The organism is Streptomyces dioscori, from assembly GCF_003024195.1.
GTDB lineage: Bacteria > Actinomycetota > Actinomycetes > Streptomycetales > Streptomycetaceae > Streptomyces > Streptomyces dioscori.
The window spans coordinates 99257-113715 of sequence record NZ_KZ679041.1; the positions used below are offsets into that span (position 1 = coordinate 99257).

Genomic DNA, 14459 nt, shown 5'->3' on the forward strand with positions numbered 1-14459 from the left:
ATGGCTACCGACACCACTGCCGACGGGGCCCGCGCCACCGCTCCCGTCGGTACTCCCACGAAGGTCACCCAGGGTTCACGGACCAAGGGCGGCATCGGCGAGTCCACGCTGCGCCCGGACGGCACCCTCAAGGTCACCGGCGAGTTCGCCTACTCGTCCGACATGTGGCACGAAGACATGCTGTGGGGCCAGATCCTGCGCTCCACGGTCGCGCACGCCGAGATCGTCTCCCTCGACACCGGCGAGGCCCTCGCGACACCCGGCGTCTACGCGGTCCTGACGTACGACGACCTGCCGACCGCCGTGAAGAACTACGGCCTGGAGATCCAGGACACCCCGGTACTGGCCCACGGCCGGGTACGCCACCACGGCGAGCCCGTCGCGATCGTCGCCGCCGACCACCCCGAGACCGCCCGCCGCGCCGCCGCCAAGATCAAGGTGGAGTACCGGGAGCTGCCGGTCGTCACGGACGAGGCCTCGGCCACCGCGCCGGACGCCCCGCTGATCCACGAGGGCCGCGACGACCACCACATCGGCCATGTCGCCCACCCGAACATCGTGCACCGCCAGCCCATCGTCCGCGGCGACGTCGAGGCGGCCCGCGACCGCGCGGACTTCGTCGTCGAGGGCGAGTACACCTTCGGCATGCAGGACCAGGCGTTCCTCGGCCCCGAGTCGGGCCTCGCCGTACCCGCCGAGGACGGCGGCGTGGACCTCTACGTGGCCACCCAGTGGCTGCACTCCGACCTGCGCCAGATCGCCCCCGTCCTCGGTCTGCCCGAGGACAAGGTGCGGATGACGCTCTCCGGGGTCGGCGGCGCCTTCGGAGGCCGCGAGGACCTGTCCATGCAGATCCACGCCTGTCTGCTGGCCCTCCGCACGGGCAAACCGGTCAAGATCGTCTACAACCGCTTCGAGTCCTTCTTCGGCCACGTCCACCGCCACCCCGCCAAGCTCCACTACGAGCACGGGGCGACGAAGGACGGGAAGCTGACCCACATGAAGTGCCGGATCGTCCTGGACGGCGGCGCGTACGCCTCCGCGTCCCCGGCGGTCGTCGGCAACGCGGCATCCCTGGCGGTCGGCCCGTACGTCCTCGAAGACGTCGACATCGAAGCCATCGCCCTCTACTCCAACAACCCGCCCTGCGGCGCCATGCGCGGCTTCGGCGCGGTCCAGGCGTGCTTCGCCTACGAGGCGCAGATGGACAAGCTCGCCGACGCGGTCGGCATGGACCGGGTCGAGTTCCGGCAGCTCAACGCCATGTCCCAGGGCACGCTGATGCCCACCGGGCAGCCCGTCGACTCACCCGCCCCGGTCGCCGAACTCCTGCGCCGCGTCAAGGCGATGCCCATGCCGCCGGAGCAGCAGTGGCTCGCGGCCGGCGAGGCGGCGGACGTCCGCCAGCTCCCCGGCGGCCTCTCCAACACCACCCACGGCGAAGGAGTCGTACGGGGCGTCGGCTACGCGGTCGGCATCAAGAACGTCGGCTTCTCCGAAGGCTTCGACGACTACTCGACCGCCAAGGTCCGTATGGAGGTCGTCGGCGGCGAACCCGTCGCGACCGTCCACACCGCCATGGCGGAGGTCGGCCAGGGCGGGGTCACCGTCCACGCGCAGATCGCCCGCACCGAGCTGGGCGTCGCCCAGGTGACGATCCAGCCGGCGGACACGCAGGTGGGCTCGGCCGGTTCGACCTCGGCATCCCGCCAGACGTACGTCACCGGCGGAGCCGTCAAGAACGCGTGCGAACTGGTCCGCGAGAAGGTCCTGGAGATCGGCCGCCGCAAGCTCGGTACGTACCACCCGGCCTGGGCGAGTGCCGAACTGCTCCTGGAGGGCGGCAAGGTCGTCACCGACGGCGGCGAGGTCCTGGCCGACCTGGTCGACGTCCTCGAAGACGAGGCCGTCGAGGTCGAGGAGGAGTGGCGGCACCGGCCGACCGAGGCCTTCGACCTGCGCACCGGACAGGGCAACGGCCACGTGCAGTACTCGTTCGCCGCCCACCGCGCGGTCGTCGAGGTGGACACCGAACTGGGCCTGGTGAAGGTCATCGAACTGGCCTGCGCGCAGGATGTCGGCAAGGCGCTCAACCCGCTGTCCGTCATCGGCCAGATCCAGGGCGGTACGACACAGGGCCTGGGCATCGCGGTGATGGAGGAGATCATCGTCGACCCCGTCACGGCGAAGGTCAGGAACCCCTCCTTCACCGACTACCTCATCCCCACGATCCTCGACACGCCGACCATCCCCGTCGACGTGCTCGAACTCGCCGACGACCACGCGCCGTACGGGCTCCGTGGCATCGGCGAGGCCCCGACCCTGTCGTCGACCCCGGCCGTCCTCGCGGCCATCCGCAACGCGACGGGCCTGGACCTCAACAGGACGCCGGTCCGCCCGGAACACCTGACGGGCATGGCGTAGTCGCCTGCCGCCGTTCCTGTGGGCAGGCGTTCCGCTGGGGGCCCAGGCCCTTAAGGCACTGGGGGAGGAACGGGTGGGCACAGGAACGGCCACCCGGCGCCGGGCGACCGTACATCCCACGGCACCCGGTCCCCGGCAACCGCACAAGTACAGCACCGCGTCTCGTCTCGGGCCGTCCCCCGGGTCGTGCACCTTCCCAAAACCCGCGCGAGCAGAAAGCAAGCCGCGGGTGCCCCTATGAACCTTGGGAGAAGGCACCATGACCCAGCAGTCACTGGAGCCCAGGACCACCGCCGACGACGCGGGTGAAGGAACCCGCGTCCCGGCCGGCCGGTCCTGGCTCGACCGCTACTTCCACATTTCCCTGCGGGGAAGCACGGTCGCGCGTGAGATGCGCGGCGGCGTCACGACCTTCATGGCCATGGCGTACATCCTCCTCCTCAACCCCCTGATCCTGTCCGGCAAGGACGCGGCGGGGAACACGCTCGGTCAGCAGGCACTCATCACCGCGACCGCGTTCGCGGCGGCCTTCACCACACTCCTGATGGGCTTCTTCGGCAAGGTGCCGCTGGCCCTCGCCGCGGGACTGTCCGTCTCGGGCGTTCTCTCCTCGCAGGTCGCGCCCCAGATGACCTGGCCGCAGGCCATGGGCATGTGCGTGATGTACGGCGTGGTGATCATGTTGCTCGTGGTCACCGGACTACGCGAGATGATCATGAACGCGATCCCGCTGGCGCTGAAACACGCGATCACGATGGGCATCGGGCTGTTCATCGCGCTCATCGGCCTGGTGAAGGCGGGCTTCGTCCACCAGGGCAAGGCGACCCCGGTCTCGCTCGGCGCGACGGGTGAACTGGCGGGCTGGCCCGTGCTGTTGTTCGCCGTCACGCTGCTCGCCATCTTCATGCTCCAGGCCCGCGGCATCCCCGGCGCGATCCTGATCGGCATAGTCGGCGGCACCGTACTCGCCGTCGTCCTCAACGCGCTCGACGTGATCGATCCGAAGCAGTGGGCGAGTGGTGCCCCCGAACTGCACGGCAGTGCGGTGTCGATGCCCGACTTCTCGATCTTCGGTGACGTCGAGTTCGGCGGGTGGGGCTCGGTCGGGGCGATGACGGTCGGCATGATCGTGTTCACGCTCGTGCTCGCCGGGTTCTTCGACGCGATGGCCACGATCATCGGTGTCGGCACGGAGGCGGGCCTCGCCGACGACAAGGGCCGGATGCCGGGCCTGTCCAAGGCGCTGTTCATCGACGGGGCGGGCGGTGCGATCGGCGGCGTCGCGGGCGCCTCCGGCCAGACGGTGTTCGTGGAGTCCGCGACGGGGGTCGGCGAGGGCGCCCGAACGGGGCTGTCCTCGGTCGTCACGGGGCTGTTCTTCGCGGCCTGCCTCTTCTTCACCCCGCTGACGGCGATCGTCCCCGGGGAGGTCGCGGCGGCGGCGCTGGTGGTCATCGGCGCCATGATGATGATGAACGCCCGCCATGTGGACTGGGCCGACCGCGCCACGGCGATCCCGGTCTTCCTGACCGTCGTGATCATGCCGTTCACGTACTCCATCACGGCGGGGGTCGCGGCCGGGGTCATCAGTTACGTCGCCATCAAGATCGCGCAGGGCAGGGCGCGGGAGGTAGGAGCCTTCATGTGGGGCTTGACGGCCATCTTCCTGATCTTCTTCGCCCTGAGCCCGATAGAAAGCTGGATGGGCATCCACTAGGCGCGCGGCTAGGCGCTCAGCTGAGGGCGCCGGTGATTCAACCTGCGCCCCGGTGGGGGCTGGCCGCGCAGTTCCCCGCGCCCCTGAAGACCAAAAGCCGGGCCGCAGATCACGACGGAGCCCTACGGCTGCCCGCCACTGCCCGCGCCGGTCGACAGGCGTTCCGCAGGGCGCCCCTCAAGGGGCGCGGGGAACGGCGCGCCCGGCCCCCACCGGGCCGCAGGTGACGAACCGCCGTCTGGCGGGCGGCCACACTGCCTGAGCCGGGCGAGAGGCGTTCCGCAGGGCGCCCCTCAAGGGGCGCGGGGAACGGCGCGCCCGGCCCCCACCGGGCCGCAGATCACGACGGAGCCCTACGGCTGCCCGCCACTGCCCGCGCCGGTCGACAGGCGTTCCGCAGGGCGCCCCTCAAGGGGCGCGGGGAACGGCGCGCCCGGCCCCCACCGGGCCGCAGGCGACGAACCGCCGTCTGGCTGCCCGCCACTGCCCGCGCCGGGCGAGAAAGGCCCAGCACCGCCCCGGCCACAACGCACCCGCACGGAAAACCCGCAGGGAAAAGGAGACCGAGAATGCTGGACATTGCCGAAAACCTGCAGCGGTGGGTGGCGGACGGCCGCGACTTCGCCGTGGCCACCGTCGTGGCCGTAGGCGGAAGCGCGCCAAGACCCCCCGGCGCAGCCCTCGCCGTGGACGCCGCCGGCACGGCAATCGGCTCGGTCTCCGGCGGCTGTGTCGAAGGCGCGGTCTACGACCTGTGCCAACAGGCGCTGAAAGACGGCCGGCCCCTCATCGAACGCTTCGGGTACAGCGACGACGACGCCTTCGCCGTTGGCCTGACCTGCGGCGGCATCATCGACATCCTGGTGACCCCGGTGCACACCTCCTCCCCGCTGCGCGAGGTGCTCACGTCCGCGATCACCGCCGCCGCCGGCCACAGGCCGGCGGCCCTCGCCCGCATCGTCCGCGGCCCGGCGGAACTACAGGGCCGCGCCCTCCTCGTACACCCCGACGCCGCGCACGAGGGCGGCTTCGGCGCGCACCCCGGACTGGACCGCACCGTGGCGCAGGAGGCGCGCGCCTTCCTGGACGCGGGCCGCACCGGCACCCTGGAGATCGGCGCGCAGGGCTCCCGCTGCGGAGCACCGCTCACCGTGCTGGTCGAGTCCTCGGCCCCGCCGCCCCGGATGATCGTCTTCGGGGCGATCGACTTCGCCTCGGCGCTGGTCCGCGTCGGCACGTTCCTCGGCTACCGCGTGACGGTCTGCGACGCGCGCCCGGTCTTCGCGACGGCCGCGCGTTTCCCCGAGGCGGACGAGATCGTCGTCGAGTGGCCGCACACCTACCTGGAGCGCACGGAGGTCGACGCGCGTACGGTGCTGTGCGTCCTGACCCACGACGCCAAGTTCGACGTACCGCTCCTCGCGCTCGCGCTGCGGCTGCCGGTCGCGTACGTGGGGGCGATGGGCTCCCGCCGCACGCACCTCGACCGCAATGAACGGCTCCGCGAAGTGGGCGTGAACGAGGGGGAGTTGGCCAGGCTGCGGTCGCCGATCGGCCTCGACCTCGGAGCCCGTACGCCAGAGGAGACCGCCCTGTCCATCGCCGCGGAGATCGTGGCGACCCGGCGGGGCGGGAGCGGGGTGCCGCTGACCGGGGCGCACACGCCGATCCACCATGAGGTGTCCTCGACGCCGGCACGCCGCATCGGAGCGATGGCCTGACCCCCCGACCCGACCCGGCACGCGGCGCGGGGCGGGGCGTCAGAGATGGGCGAGCAGCCGTTCCAGCGGAGGCGGCGTCCGGTCGAGGTCCAGGTTCGCGACGAGTTCCTGTGCGTACTGGGCCTTGCGGCCGGCGTGCGTACCCATGAAGCGGTGGAGGTGCTGCTCCACGGTCCACCCCCGTTGGGCGGGCTGGTTCTGGAGGGTGCGGAAGGCGCGCAACTCGCCTTGTTCCTGCACCACTTGCTGGATGGCGTCGGCGCCCAGGGAACGGATCAGCTCGTCCTCCAGGTCCGCGTGGCACAGAAAGAACCCGAGCGACTCCAGCCCGTCGGCGGTCAGGTCGGAGCCGATCCCGGCCCGCTCAAGCGCGCGCCGGAAGAACCTCTCCTCGGCCGCGTCGCACAGCCCGGCGAGCCGCACGTCGAGCCCCTGCGGCCCGCACAGGTCCACGAACCTCCCGACGCTCATCGCGCCCCCGAGCGGCACCACGGAGACCCCCTCCTGGTCGAGGTCCCGGCCGTGCCGGGCGGCCAGCACCTCGACGGCGACCTGGTCGCTGCCTCCTTCGACGAGTACGACCGTACGCAGCCCGGCGCCGGCCGCGGCCTCCCGCGCGCTCGCGCCCGCTTCCGCCGCCCCCGTGCCGCCGGCCGCCCACCGGACGACTGCCTGACGGAACCGCCCCATGTCGTTCATGGGTCCCAGTCTCGCAATTCCGGGCGGACTCGTTCCACAGACTTTTGCCGGGGCGCATCGCGGAAGCCTCATGGCGGTCGGCGGGGAACGCGCTTCGGGGCCGGGGAGAAGGCGCCGGGGGAGGGGCCCGGTGACCGTCAGCCGGGCAGGGTGAGGGCGAAAGTGCCCGACTCGGCGAGCGCGCGCAGGAATTCGGGCGCCGCGAAGGCCTCCGCGGGAGCCAGTACGCCCGTCTTCGCCGGTCCCTCCCCGCCCGCCAGCCGCAGCGCGGCCTCGACCGAGACGACAGCCCCGGCCCGCCAGATGTCCCGGCCCCGGACATGGGCGTTGCGGCCGCCACCGGCGGCACCGGTGACCTGGACCGCGACGGTGAACTCGGTCTTCGCGCGCTCCTGCGGACTCACGTCCACGCTGCTGAAGATCTGCTCCTCCTCGAAGGTGGCGGCGGTCAGCTGGACCTCCACGGCCCGCGCCGGAACATGGCGTGGGACCGTGACGACCTCGCCCGAGGGGAAGGGCACGATCGTCGTACGTGGTCCGACGGGCGGCGGGAACGGGAAGACCGCGTTGCGGATCTCCACGGGCCCCACCCGCTGTGCCCCGTCCACGAAGCCGATGCGGTCGATCTCGCCGATCAGCAGGTTGGCGGTGTTCATGGCGCCCTGGGTCATGCGCCAGCCCGTGACCGCGTACCCGACGGTCACCTTGTCCGCATCGGGCAGCCCCGCCGCTGCCGCCGCGGCCAGCAGGTCGCCCAGTCCGCCGTAGAAGCTCATCTGCGGTACGAGGACCGCTCCGGTGCGCTGGGCGGTGGCCTGGAGGGAGTCGAAGAGGTACTTCACATGGTGCGGCTCGATCGCGTGGTCCACGTACGCGGTGCCGGTCTCCGCGGCGGCGGTGGCGACCGGTTCCCCCGTCGTGGTGAACGGTCCCGCGCAGTGGATGACCACGTCGGCGGCCTCGGCGAGCGCGCGCAGGGCGGGAGGGTCGTCGAGGGGCGTGTGCCGGACGCTGACGAGATCCGGGGTCGCGAGTTCGGTGGCGACCGCGTGCAGGGCCCGTTCGTCGCGTCCGGAGAGGATCACGTGCTGCCGCCGGGCGAGCAGTTCGGCGGTGACGACCCTTCCGGTGTGCCCGGTGGCGCCGTAGACCGCGAAGAGGGGTGCCTCTCGTGCCGTTGCGTGTGCTGTTGAGGGTGCCGTCGCGGGTGTCGTCGTGGATGCCGTTGTCGGTTCCGGTGTTGCCTGTGCCGTCATGGCGAGGCCCACTTCCATACCGAGGGTATGTAATCGGATCGGCTAAGTTACGTACCCGCGGTATGCCTGTCAAGGGAGTTGATGAACCGGATGGTCCGACGGACCCAGGCCGAACGATCCGGCGCGACCACGTCCCAACTGGTCGACGCCGCGACGGAGTTGTTCGGCAGCCACGGTTTCGCGGGTGCGCCTCTCGACGCCGTCGCGGCCAGGGCGGGGGTCACCAAGGGGGCCGCGTACCACCACTTCCCGGGCGGCAAGGCGGCCCTGTTCCACGCCGTCTTCGTACGCCATCAGGAACTGCTCGCGGAAGCGCTGTTCCGGGCCGGAGCCGCCGCACCCGACCCGCGCGCGGCACTCCGCGCGGGCGCCCGCACGTTCCTCGAACACTGCCTCGACCCGGGCTTCCAGCGTGTCGTGCTCCTCGACGGCCCGTCCGTCCTCGGCTGGGAGACGGTGCGCGAGATCGAGTACGAGCACGCTCTGCGCGTCCTGCGCGAGGCCATGGAACACGCGGTGCGCGAGGCGGGCGGAACACCCGACGCGGCCCTGACGGCCCGCTGCCAGCTCGTCTTCGGGGCCCTGTGCGAGGGAGGCATGCTGCTGGCCCGCGCGACGGACCCGGAGGCGATGCTGGAGGTGGTGGCGGCGGAGGCGCTGAGACTCCTGGGTGACGAGACTCCCACGTGACCGGTGGTGCGTGAAGCCTGACCGGTCACGGGTGGCCGGCGGGCTCCGCTCTCAGGGGTGTGCCAGCAGTTGGTCCACCGCCCGTCCGAACATCCACCGGCCGGCCCGCCCCAGCACGGGGTCGAAGACGCGCGGCACCCCTCGTACTCCCAACTCCTCCCGCCACAGCACCTGCGAGCCGCCGCCCGCCGTCGGGCGTACCTCGATCTCGGCCCACCCGACGACAAGGCCGCCGCGTTTGACGAGCCTGCACAGTCCGGGCGTGCGATCCCGGGGCGGCCGCCAGACGACGACCTCCATACGGTCGTCGAACGCCACCGGCCCCACCCCGGTACGCGCCACGAACACCGTGCCCGCCCCACGCGGCGGCAACGTGACGACCCGGACCCGCGTCAACGGCACCACATCGGCATGCCGCTCCCACAGAGTGAGCCGCCGCCACGCCTCGTCGGCGTCCAGGGTGGTGTCCCGACACACAAGAAAGAGAGCCATCCCTGGATCGTATGCACACAGCTGCGACAAACATGCCGTTGTCGCCGGTCGCCGGTCGCCGGTCGCCGGTCGCCAGCCGTAGCCGCAGCCGCAGTCGCCTCAGACGTCCAGCAGATCCCGTACCCGAACCGGCACCCCCGTCACGAACGACTCGTTCGCCGCGAGCCCCGTCACGAGCGACTTCGCCCCGTCGTGCGCGTCCGCCGCCCGGTCCAGCGGGTCCGGGGTGGTGCGGCGGGGGCCGAACAGGTCCTGCAGCATCCGTACGTCGCCGCCGCCGTGCCCGCCCTCACCGGTCGGCACCTTCACCTCGCGCGGCCGTTCCCAGTGCCGGCGCAGCAGCAGTTCTGTGCGGCCTGCCTCGTCGTCCACCTCGGCGCCGTGCAGGACCGCGCTCGCGCCTCCGGTCCGTACGCCGGTGTGCGCTTCGGCGCCGGCGTCGGTACGTATCTCAGGGCGCGACCACGTCGACTCCTCGACGAGCAGTTCGAGGCGGCCCTCGCTTCCGTTGAACGCGACGCGATAGCCCTCCCAGGGGGCGTACGCCGTGAGGTGGTAGGTCAGGGACGCCCCGGACGCATACCGCACGAGGACCGCCATGTCGTCCTCGATGGTCACGCCGGGCCCGAAGACGTTCTGGTCGCGGTGGTAGCCGTCCTCGCCCTCGGCGTCCAGGTACAGCGCCCTGAGCACGGGCGAGTCCGCCAGGTGTACGGCGAAGGGGTCGCCCGCGGCGGACGGGGAGCCGTGGGCGCGGGCGTAGGGCCTGGCCAGCCCGCGCCGCCCGCCCGCCTCGTCGCCGTAGAAGAAGAGGCCGCCCTGGGCGAAGACGGTCTCCGGTTCGGTGCTCAGCCACCAGTTCACCAGGTCGAAGTGGTGGGTCGACTTGTGGACCATGAGGCCGCCGGAGTTCGCCTTGTCGCGGTGCCAGCGCCGGAAGTAGTCCGCGCCGTGCCGCAGATCGAGCAGCCACTCGAAGTGCACCGAGCCGACCTCGCCGATCTCCCCGGCCGCGATGAGTTCCCGTACGGCCGAATGCACCGGGTTGTAGCGGTAGTTGAAGGCCACCCGCACCTCGCGGCCGGAGCGCTGCCGGGCCGCCAGGATGCGGCGGGCGCGGTCGGCGTCGGTCGTCATCGGTTTCTCCGTGACCACGTCGCAGCCCGCGTCCAGGGCGCGCACGATGTAGTCGTCGTGGGTCCGGTCGACGCTGGACACGACCACGAGATCCACCCGCTCGCGCCGCAGCATCAGGTCGAAGTCCTCGGCCGCGTACGCCGGTACGGGTTCGCGGCCGGGGTGGTCGGCCGTGAGCCAGCCGTTGTGGACCGCCATCCGGTGCGCGTTGACGTCGCAGAATCCGACGAGGTCGACACGGTCCGCGTACGGCCCGGCCAGCGCCTGCGTGAACAGCCGGGCACGGGCGCCCAGGCCCACCACGGCACAGCGGCGACGCGAAGCGGAACCGGACCGGGCCTCCACGTGAGGGTCCGTGCAGGCGTTTGTGCAGCCGTCGGTGCAAGCGTCGGCGCAGGCGTCCGTGCAGGGGGCTTGTTCTGACATCAGGACCATCCCTAGGGTCATCGGGTAGGGGGTGGAAGCGCTTTCTAACGAATGAGGTGACCCACTCATGCCCGGAAACAGGACAAGGAAGTCCTGGCGGTCGCGCATCGCCGCGGCCACGGCGCTGCTGGTGTCCTGCTCGCTCCTCACCGCCTGCTCGGGGCCGGACGGGGCGGGCGGCGACGGCGGCAAGGTGGTCCTGCGCTACACCTGGTGGGGCAATCCGGACCGGGCGGCCAGAACCCAGGAGGCCGTCGACCTCTTCGAGAAGAAGCACCCGGAGATCGAGGTGCAGACGTCGTTCTCCGGTTACGACGCCTACAAGCAGAAGCTGGCCACCCAGGCGGCGGGCGGCGACGCCCCCGACGTCATGCAGCTCGACTACCGCATGATCGACCAGTACGCGTCCGGAGGCGTCCTGCTGGACTTCGCCGAGCAGCGCTCCGTGCTGGACACCGGCGAGTTCGACGCGGGCCTCCTCGCCACCGGCAAGGTCGACGGCAAGCAGTACGCGATCCCGCAGGCCCGCGGCACCGAGACCGTGGTGTACGACACCGCACAGTGGAAGAAGTCCGGTGTCACCCTGCCGCGCGAGGGCTGGACCTGGAGCGAATGGGCCGACGCCATGCGGGAGTTGGCCGAACGGACCGGCAAGCCCGGCGCCACCGACCCCGGGCAGAGCGAGGACGCCTTCGAGGTCTGGCTGCGCGGCCGGGGCAAGAGCCTCTACACCGAGGACCGCAGGCTCGGCTTCACCGTCGACGACCTGACCCACTGGTGGACCTTCGCCGACAAGCTCCGCAGGGAGGGCGCAGTCTCGCCCGCCGAGCAGACCACCCAGCTCGACGGCACGGTCGAGAACACCCCGCTCGGACGCGGCAGGGCGATCTCCGACAGCAACTGGGACGCGCCCTCAAGCGGGTTCGTCGCCCTCGTACCCGACGGGGTCACCCTCGCGCCGATGCCGTCCGGCGAGGACGGCACACCGGGCCAGTACTTCAAACCCTCGATGTTCATGGGCGTCGCCGCCGACGCGGGCCACCCGGAGGAGTCCGTGCAGCTCGTCGACTTCATGCTGAACGACCCGGACGCCGCGAAGATCCTCGGCGCCACCCGCGGCATCCCCGTCAACGAGACCCTCCGCGAATCGATCGCCCCCGGGCTCAAGGACTTCGACAGGACGGTCTACGACTACCAGGCGTCCCTGGAAGGAGACCTCGACGCCCCTCCCCAGGCCCCGCCCTCGGGGGACAGCGCGCTGCAGACCACCTTCCAGCGGGACTACGACCAGGTGTCGTACGAGCGGATGTCGCCCCGCGAGGCGGCCGAGGACTACGTCACCGAGGCGAAGGCGGAGCTGAGGTCATGACCACCACCACCGACACTCCCGTGACCGCCCCCGCCGCGAGGACCACTCCCGCGAAACGGCCGGGCGGACGTCAACGCGAGGGCGCCGCCTGGGTGTTCCTCTCCCCATGGGTACTCGGCGCCGCCGTGCTCACCCTGCTCCCGATGGCCGTCTCGCTCTATCTCTCCTTCACCGACTACGACTTGTTCAACCCGCCCCGCTGGGTGGGCCTGCGCAACTACACGCAGATGTTCACCGAGGATCCGCGCTACTGGCGTTCGGTCGGCGCGACCCTCACCTACGTCGTCATCGCCGTCCCCCTCCAACTCGGCATCGCCCTCGTCGTCGCGCTCGGCCTCAAGTCCATGCGACGCGGCCGGGGTTTCTACCGCTCGGCGTTCTACGCGCCCTCCCTGCTCGGCGCCTCCATGTCCATCGCGCTCGTGTGGCGGGCCCTCTTCAACGACGGCGGTACGGTCGACAACCTGCTCGGCACCGGCGGCTGGGTCAACCGGCCCGGCTGGGCGCTGTTCGCCGTCGCCCTGCTGACGGTGTGGCAGTTCGGTGCCCCCATGGTCATCTTCCTCGCCGGACTCCAGCAGATCCCCACCGAGCTGTACGAGGCCGCGTCCGTGGACGGGGCGAGCCGGTGGCGGCAGTTCCTGTCCATCACCGTGCCCATGCTCTCCCCGGTGATCTTCTTCAACCTGGTGCTCCAGACCATCCAGGCGTTCCAGGTCTTCACCCCCGCCTTCGCGGTGAGCGGCGGCAAGGGCGGGCCCGCCGACTCGACGCTCTTCTACACCCTCTACCTCTACGACCGCGGCTTCGTCGCCTCGCACATGGGCTACGCCTCCGCGATGGCCTGGGTCCTGCTGATCGTCATCGGCGCCGTCACGGCGGTGCTGTTCCGCACGTCCCGCACCTGGGTCTTCTACGCGTCCGAGGGGGACCGATGACCACCTCGACCACCCCGACCGGTCCGAGCGCCGCGACCGACACGAGTGCGGCAACCGCCGCGGTGCGCAAGCCGGTTGCCCGGCGCCGCGTCGCCCTGCACCTCGGCGCCCTGGCCGCGCTCCTCGTCATGCTTTACCCGCTGGCCTGGCTGCTCGCGACCTCGCTCAAGCCCGCCGACGAGGTGATCGCCAGCCTCGACCTGCTGCCCGGCAGCCTGGAATGGTCCAACTACTCGACCGCCCTCGACGGGGTGAACGACGTCTCCGTGTGGCGGCTGCTCAGCAACTCGCTGCTCATCGCGGGCGGCGCGGTCGTCGGCAACGTACTCAGCTGCTCCCTGGCCGCGTACGCCTTCGCCCGGCTGCGGTTCCGCTTCCGCGGGCCGCTGTTCGCCTTCATGATCGCGACGATCATGCTGCCGCACCACGCCGTGCTGATCCCGCAGTACATCATCTTCAACCAGCTCGGCATGGTGAACACCTACTGGCCGCTGATCCTGCCCAAGTTCCTCGCCACGGAGGCGTTCTTCGTCTTTCTCATCGTGCAGTTCATGCGAGGGCTGCCGCGCGAACTGGAGGAGGCGGCGCGCATCGACGGCTGCGGGCCGTTCCGCAGCTTCTTCCTCGTCATCCTGCCGCTGACCCGGCCCGCCCTCATCACCACCGCGATCTTCACGTTCATCTGGACCTGGAACGACTTCTTCACCCAGCTGATCTACCTCTTCTCACCGGAGAAGTTCACGCTCACGCTGGCCCTGCGGTCGTTCGTGGACGCGTCGAGCACCTCGGCCTTCGGCCCGATGTTCGCGATGTCGGTGATCGCCCTGCTGCCGATCGTGCTGTTCTTCCTCGCCTTCCAGCGCTTCCTGGTCGAAGGCATGGCGAACTCCGGGATCAAGGGATGAGCGGGACCCGAGGCGCGGGCGGCGGACAGGCCCGGGAGACGGGCGAGATCTTCGGGCCGCGCATGACGTTGTTCGCGGACGTGCTGAGCGTGGGCGTGTGCACGGCCCTCGCGTCGCTGCCGGTCGTCACCCTGCCCGCCGCGCTGTCGACGGCGTGCGCGGTCCTGCGCGGCGCCCGCGAGGACCGACCGGCCACGGCGGGACGGTACTTGGCGACCCTGCGACGACGGCTGCGCCCCGGTGACCTCGCGGCCGGAGCGCTGGCCGTGGCCGGTGTCCTGCTGCTCTGGGCGGACCTGACCCTGGCCCGCGCCGGCCTGCCCGGAGCCCCGCTGTTCGCGGTCGTCGCCGCGGCGATCGGCGGGTACGCGGCTGTCGTCGGCCTGCGCGCCTGCGGGCGCCCCGAGTCGCTCACGGACTGGCGGGCGGCGGTGACCGGCGCCGCCCGGGACTCCGTCAGGGACGCGGGCGGCAGCGGCCTTGTCCTCCTCGCCCTCGCGGCGGCCCTGATGTGCGCGTGGATGCTGCTGCCGCTGGCGTTCCTGGCCCCGGGGCCCCTGGCGATGGCACTGACGGCGGTGGACGTACGGATGCCGACACGGGTGGAGACACGGGTGGAGACGTCTCCGTAGGGCGGAGTCCGCGCGGACGTCGGTTCGGACAGGGGTGGAGTTCCGGGCCCGCC

The 14459-nt window shown here is 71.3% G+C and carries 12 protein-coding genes; 8 read left to right on the forward strand and 4 right to left on the reverse strand.

Annotated elements, in window-relative coordinates:
• The 3 genes from C6Y14_RS11735 (at position 1) to C6Y14_RS11745 (ending at position 5862) form a co-directional block, all read left to right on the forward strand.
• Positions 1-2424 (forward strand): xanthine dehydrogenase family protein molybdopterin-binding subunit, encoded by a 2424-nt coding sequence (locus C6Y14_RS11735; RefSeq protein ID WP_107016545.1) that lies wholly within the window; start codon positions 1-3, stop codon positions 2422-2424.
• Positions 2425-2683: 259 nt separating this feature from the next.
• Positions 2684-4141 (forward strand): NCS2 family permease, encoded by a 1458-nt coding sequence (locus tag C6Y14_RS11740; RefSeq protein ID WP_107016546.1) that lies wholly within the window; start codon positions 2684-2686, stop codon positions 4139-4141.
• 569 nt (positions 4142-4710) lie between these two features.
• Entirely contained in the window at positions 4711-5862 is a 1152-nt protein-coding gene (locus C6Y14_RS11745; RefSeq protein ID WP_107016547.1) for an XdhC family protein, read from the forward strand.
• A 39-nt stretch (positions 5863-5901) separates the two neighbouring features.
• Here C6Y14_RS11745 and C6Y14_RS11750 read toward each other — a convergent pair whose 3' ends face one another.
• Positions 5902-6561: an ATP-dependent endonuclease gene (locus C6Y14_RS11750; RefSeq protein ID WP_107016548.1), complete on the reverse strand. Its 660-nt coding sequence runs from the start codon at positions 6559-6561 to the stop codon at positions 5902-5904.
• 137 nt (positions 6562-6698) lie between these two features.
• Complete coding sequence (locus C6Y14_RS11755; protein WP_107016549.1) at positions 6699-7817, reverse strand: saccharopine dehydrogenase NADP-binding domain-containing protein; 1119 nt, start codon at positions 7815-7817, stop codon at positions 6699-6701.
• Positions 7818-7907: 90 nt separating this feature from the next.
• Here C6Y14_RS11755 and C6Y14_RS11760 point away from each other — a divergent pair, with 90 nt between their 5' ends.
• On the forward strand, positions 7908-8507 hold the full coding sequence (locus C6Y14_RS11760) for a TetR/AcrR family transcriptional regulator (protein WP_159074212.1): 600 nt from the start codon (positions 7908-7910) through the stop codon (positions 8505-8507).
• A gap of 51 nt (positions 8508-8558) precedes the next feature.
• Here C6Y14_RS11760 and C6Y14_RS11765 read toward each other — a convergent pair whose 3' ends face one another.
• Entirely contained in the window at positions 8559-8999 is a 441-nt protein-coding gene (locus C6Y14_RS11765; protein ID WP_107016551.1) for an SRPBCC family protein, read from the reverse strand.
• 99 nt (positions 9000-9098) lie between these two features.
• On the reverse strand, positions 9099-10481 hold the full coding sequence (locus tag C6Y14_RS11770) for a Gfo/Idh/MocA family protein (RefSeq protein ID WP_225891023.1): 1383 nt from the start codon (positions 10479-10481) through the stop codon (positions 9099-9101).
• 148 nt (positions 10482-10629) lie between these two features.
• Between C6Y14_RS11770 and C6Y14_RS11775 the strand changes: the two genes are divergently transcribed.
• The 4 genes from C6Y14_RS11775 to C6Y14_RS11790 are packed head-to-tail and all read left to right on the forward strand — an operon-like array spanning position 10630 to position 14406.
• Positions 10630-11931 (forward strand): ABC transporter substrate-binding protein, encoded by a 1302-nt coding sequence (locus C6Y14_RS11775; protein ID WP_107016552.1) that lies wholly within the window; start codon positions 10630-10632, stop codon positions 11929-11931.
• On the forward strand, positions 11928-12869 hold the full coding sequence (locus tag C6Y14_RS11780) for a carbohydrate ABC transporter permease (RefSeq protein ID WP_107016553.1): 942 nt from the start codon (positions 11928-11930) through the stop codon (positions 12867-12869). Before C6Y14_RS11775 ends, C6Y14_RS11780 begins: the two co-directional genes overlap by 4 nt.
• Entirely contained in the window at positions 12866-13774 is a 909-nt protein-coding gene (locus tag C6Y14_RS11785; RefSeq protein ID WP_404828769.1) for a carbohydrate ABC transporter permease, read from the forward strand. The genes C6Y14_RS11780 and C6Y14_RS11785 overlap by 4 nt, the downstream gene beginning before the upstream one ends.
• Positions 13771-14406 (forward strand): hypothetical protein, encoded by a 636-nt coding sequence (locus C6Y14_RS11790; protein ID WP_107016554.1) that lies wholly within the window; start codon positions 13771-13773, stop codon positions 14404-14406. Before C6Y14_RS11785 ends, C6Y14_RS11790 begins: the two co-directional genes overlap by 4 nt.
• Positions 14407-14459 lie beyond the last annotated feature (53 nt).

Excerpts from the sequence above, each read along its gene's own strand:
- C6Y14_RS11745 (WP_107016547.1), top strand. The coding sequence starts at position 4,711 with ATGCTGGACATTGCCGAAAACCTGCAGCGGTGGGTGGCGGACGGCCGC.
- C6Y14_RS11790 (WP_107016554.1), top strand. The coding sequence starts at position 13,771 with ATGAGCGGGACCCGAGGCGCGGGCGGCGGACAGGCCCGGGAGACGGGC.
- C6Y14_RS11765 (WP_107016551.1), bottom strand. The coding sequence starts at position 8,999 with ATGGCTCTCTTTCTTGTGTGTCGGGACACCACCCTGGACGCCGACGAG.
- C6Y14_RS11755 (WP_107016549.1), bottom strand. The coding sequence starts at position 7,817 with ATGACGGCACAGGCAACACCGGAACCGACAACGGCATCCACGACGACA.
- C6Y14_RS11785 (WP_404828769.1), top strand. The coding sequence starts at position 12,866 with ATGACCACCTCGACCACCCCGACCGGTCCGAGCGCCGCGACCGACACG.
- C6Y14_RS11750 (WP_107016548.1), bottom strand. The coding sequence starts at position 6,561 with ATGAACGACATGGGGCGGTTCCGTCAGGCAGTCGTCCGGTGGGCGGCC.
- C6Y14_RS11735 (WP_107016545.1), top strand. The coding sequence starts at position 1 with ATGGCTACCGACACCACTGCCGACGGGGCCCGCGCCACCGCTCCCGTC.
- C6Y14_RS11775 (WP_107016552.1), top strand. The coding sequence starts at position 10,630 with ATGCCCGGAAACAGGACAAGGAAGTCCTGGCGGTCGCGCATCGCCGCG.
- C6Y14_RS11760 (WP_159074212.1), top strand. The coding sequence starts at position 7,908 with ATGGTCCGACGGACCCAGGCCGAACGATCCGGCGCGACCACGTCCCAA.
- C6Y14_RS11780 (WP_107016553.1), top strand. The coding sequence starts at position 11,928 with ATGACCACCACCACCGACACTCCCGTGACCGCCCCCGCCGCGAGGACC.
- C6Y14_RS11740 (WP_107016546.1), top strand. The coding sequence starts at position 2,684 with ATGACCCAGCAGTCACTGGAGCCCAGGACCACCGCCGACGACGCGGGT.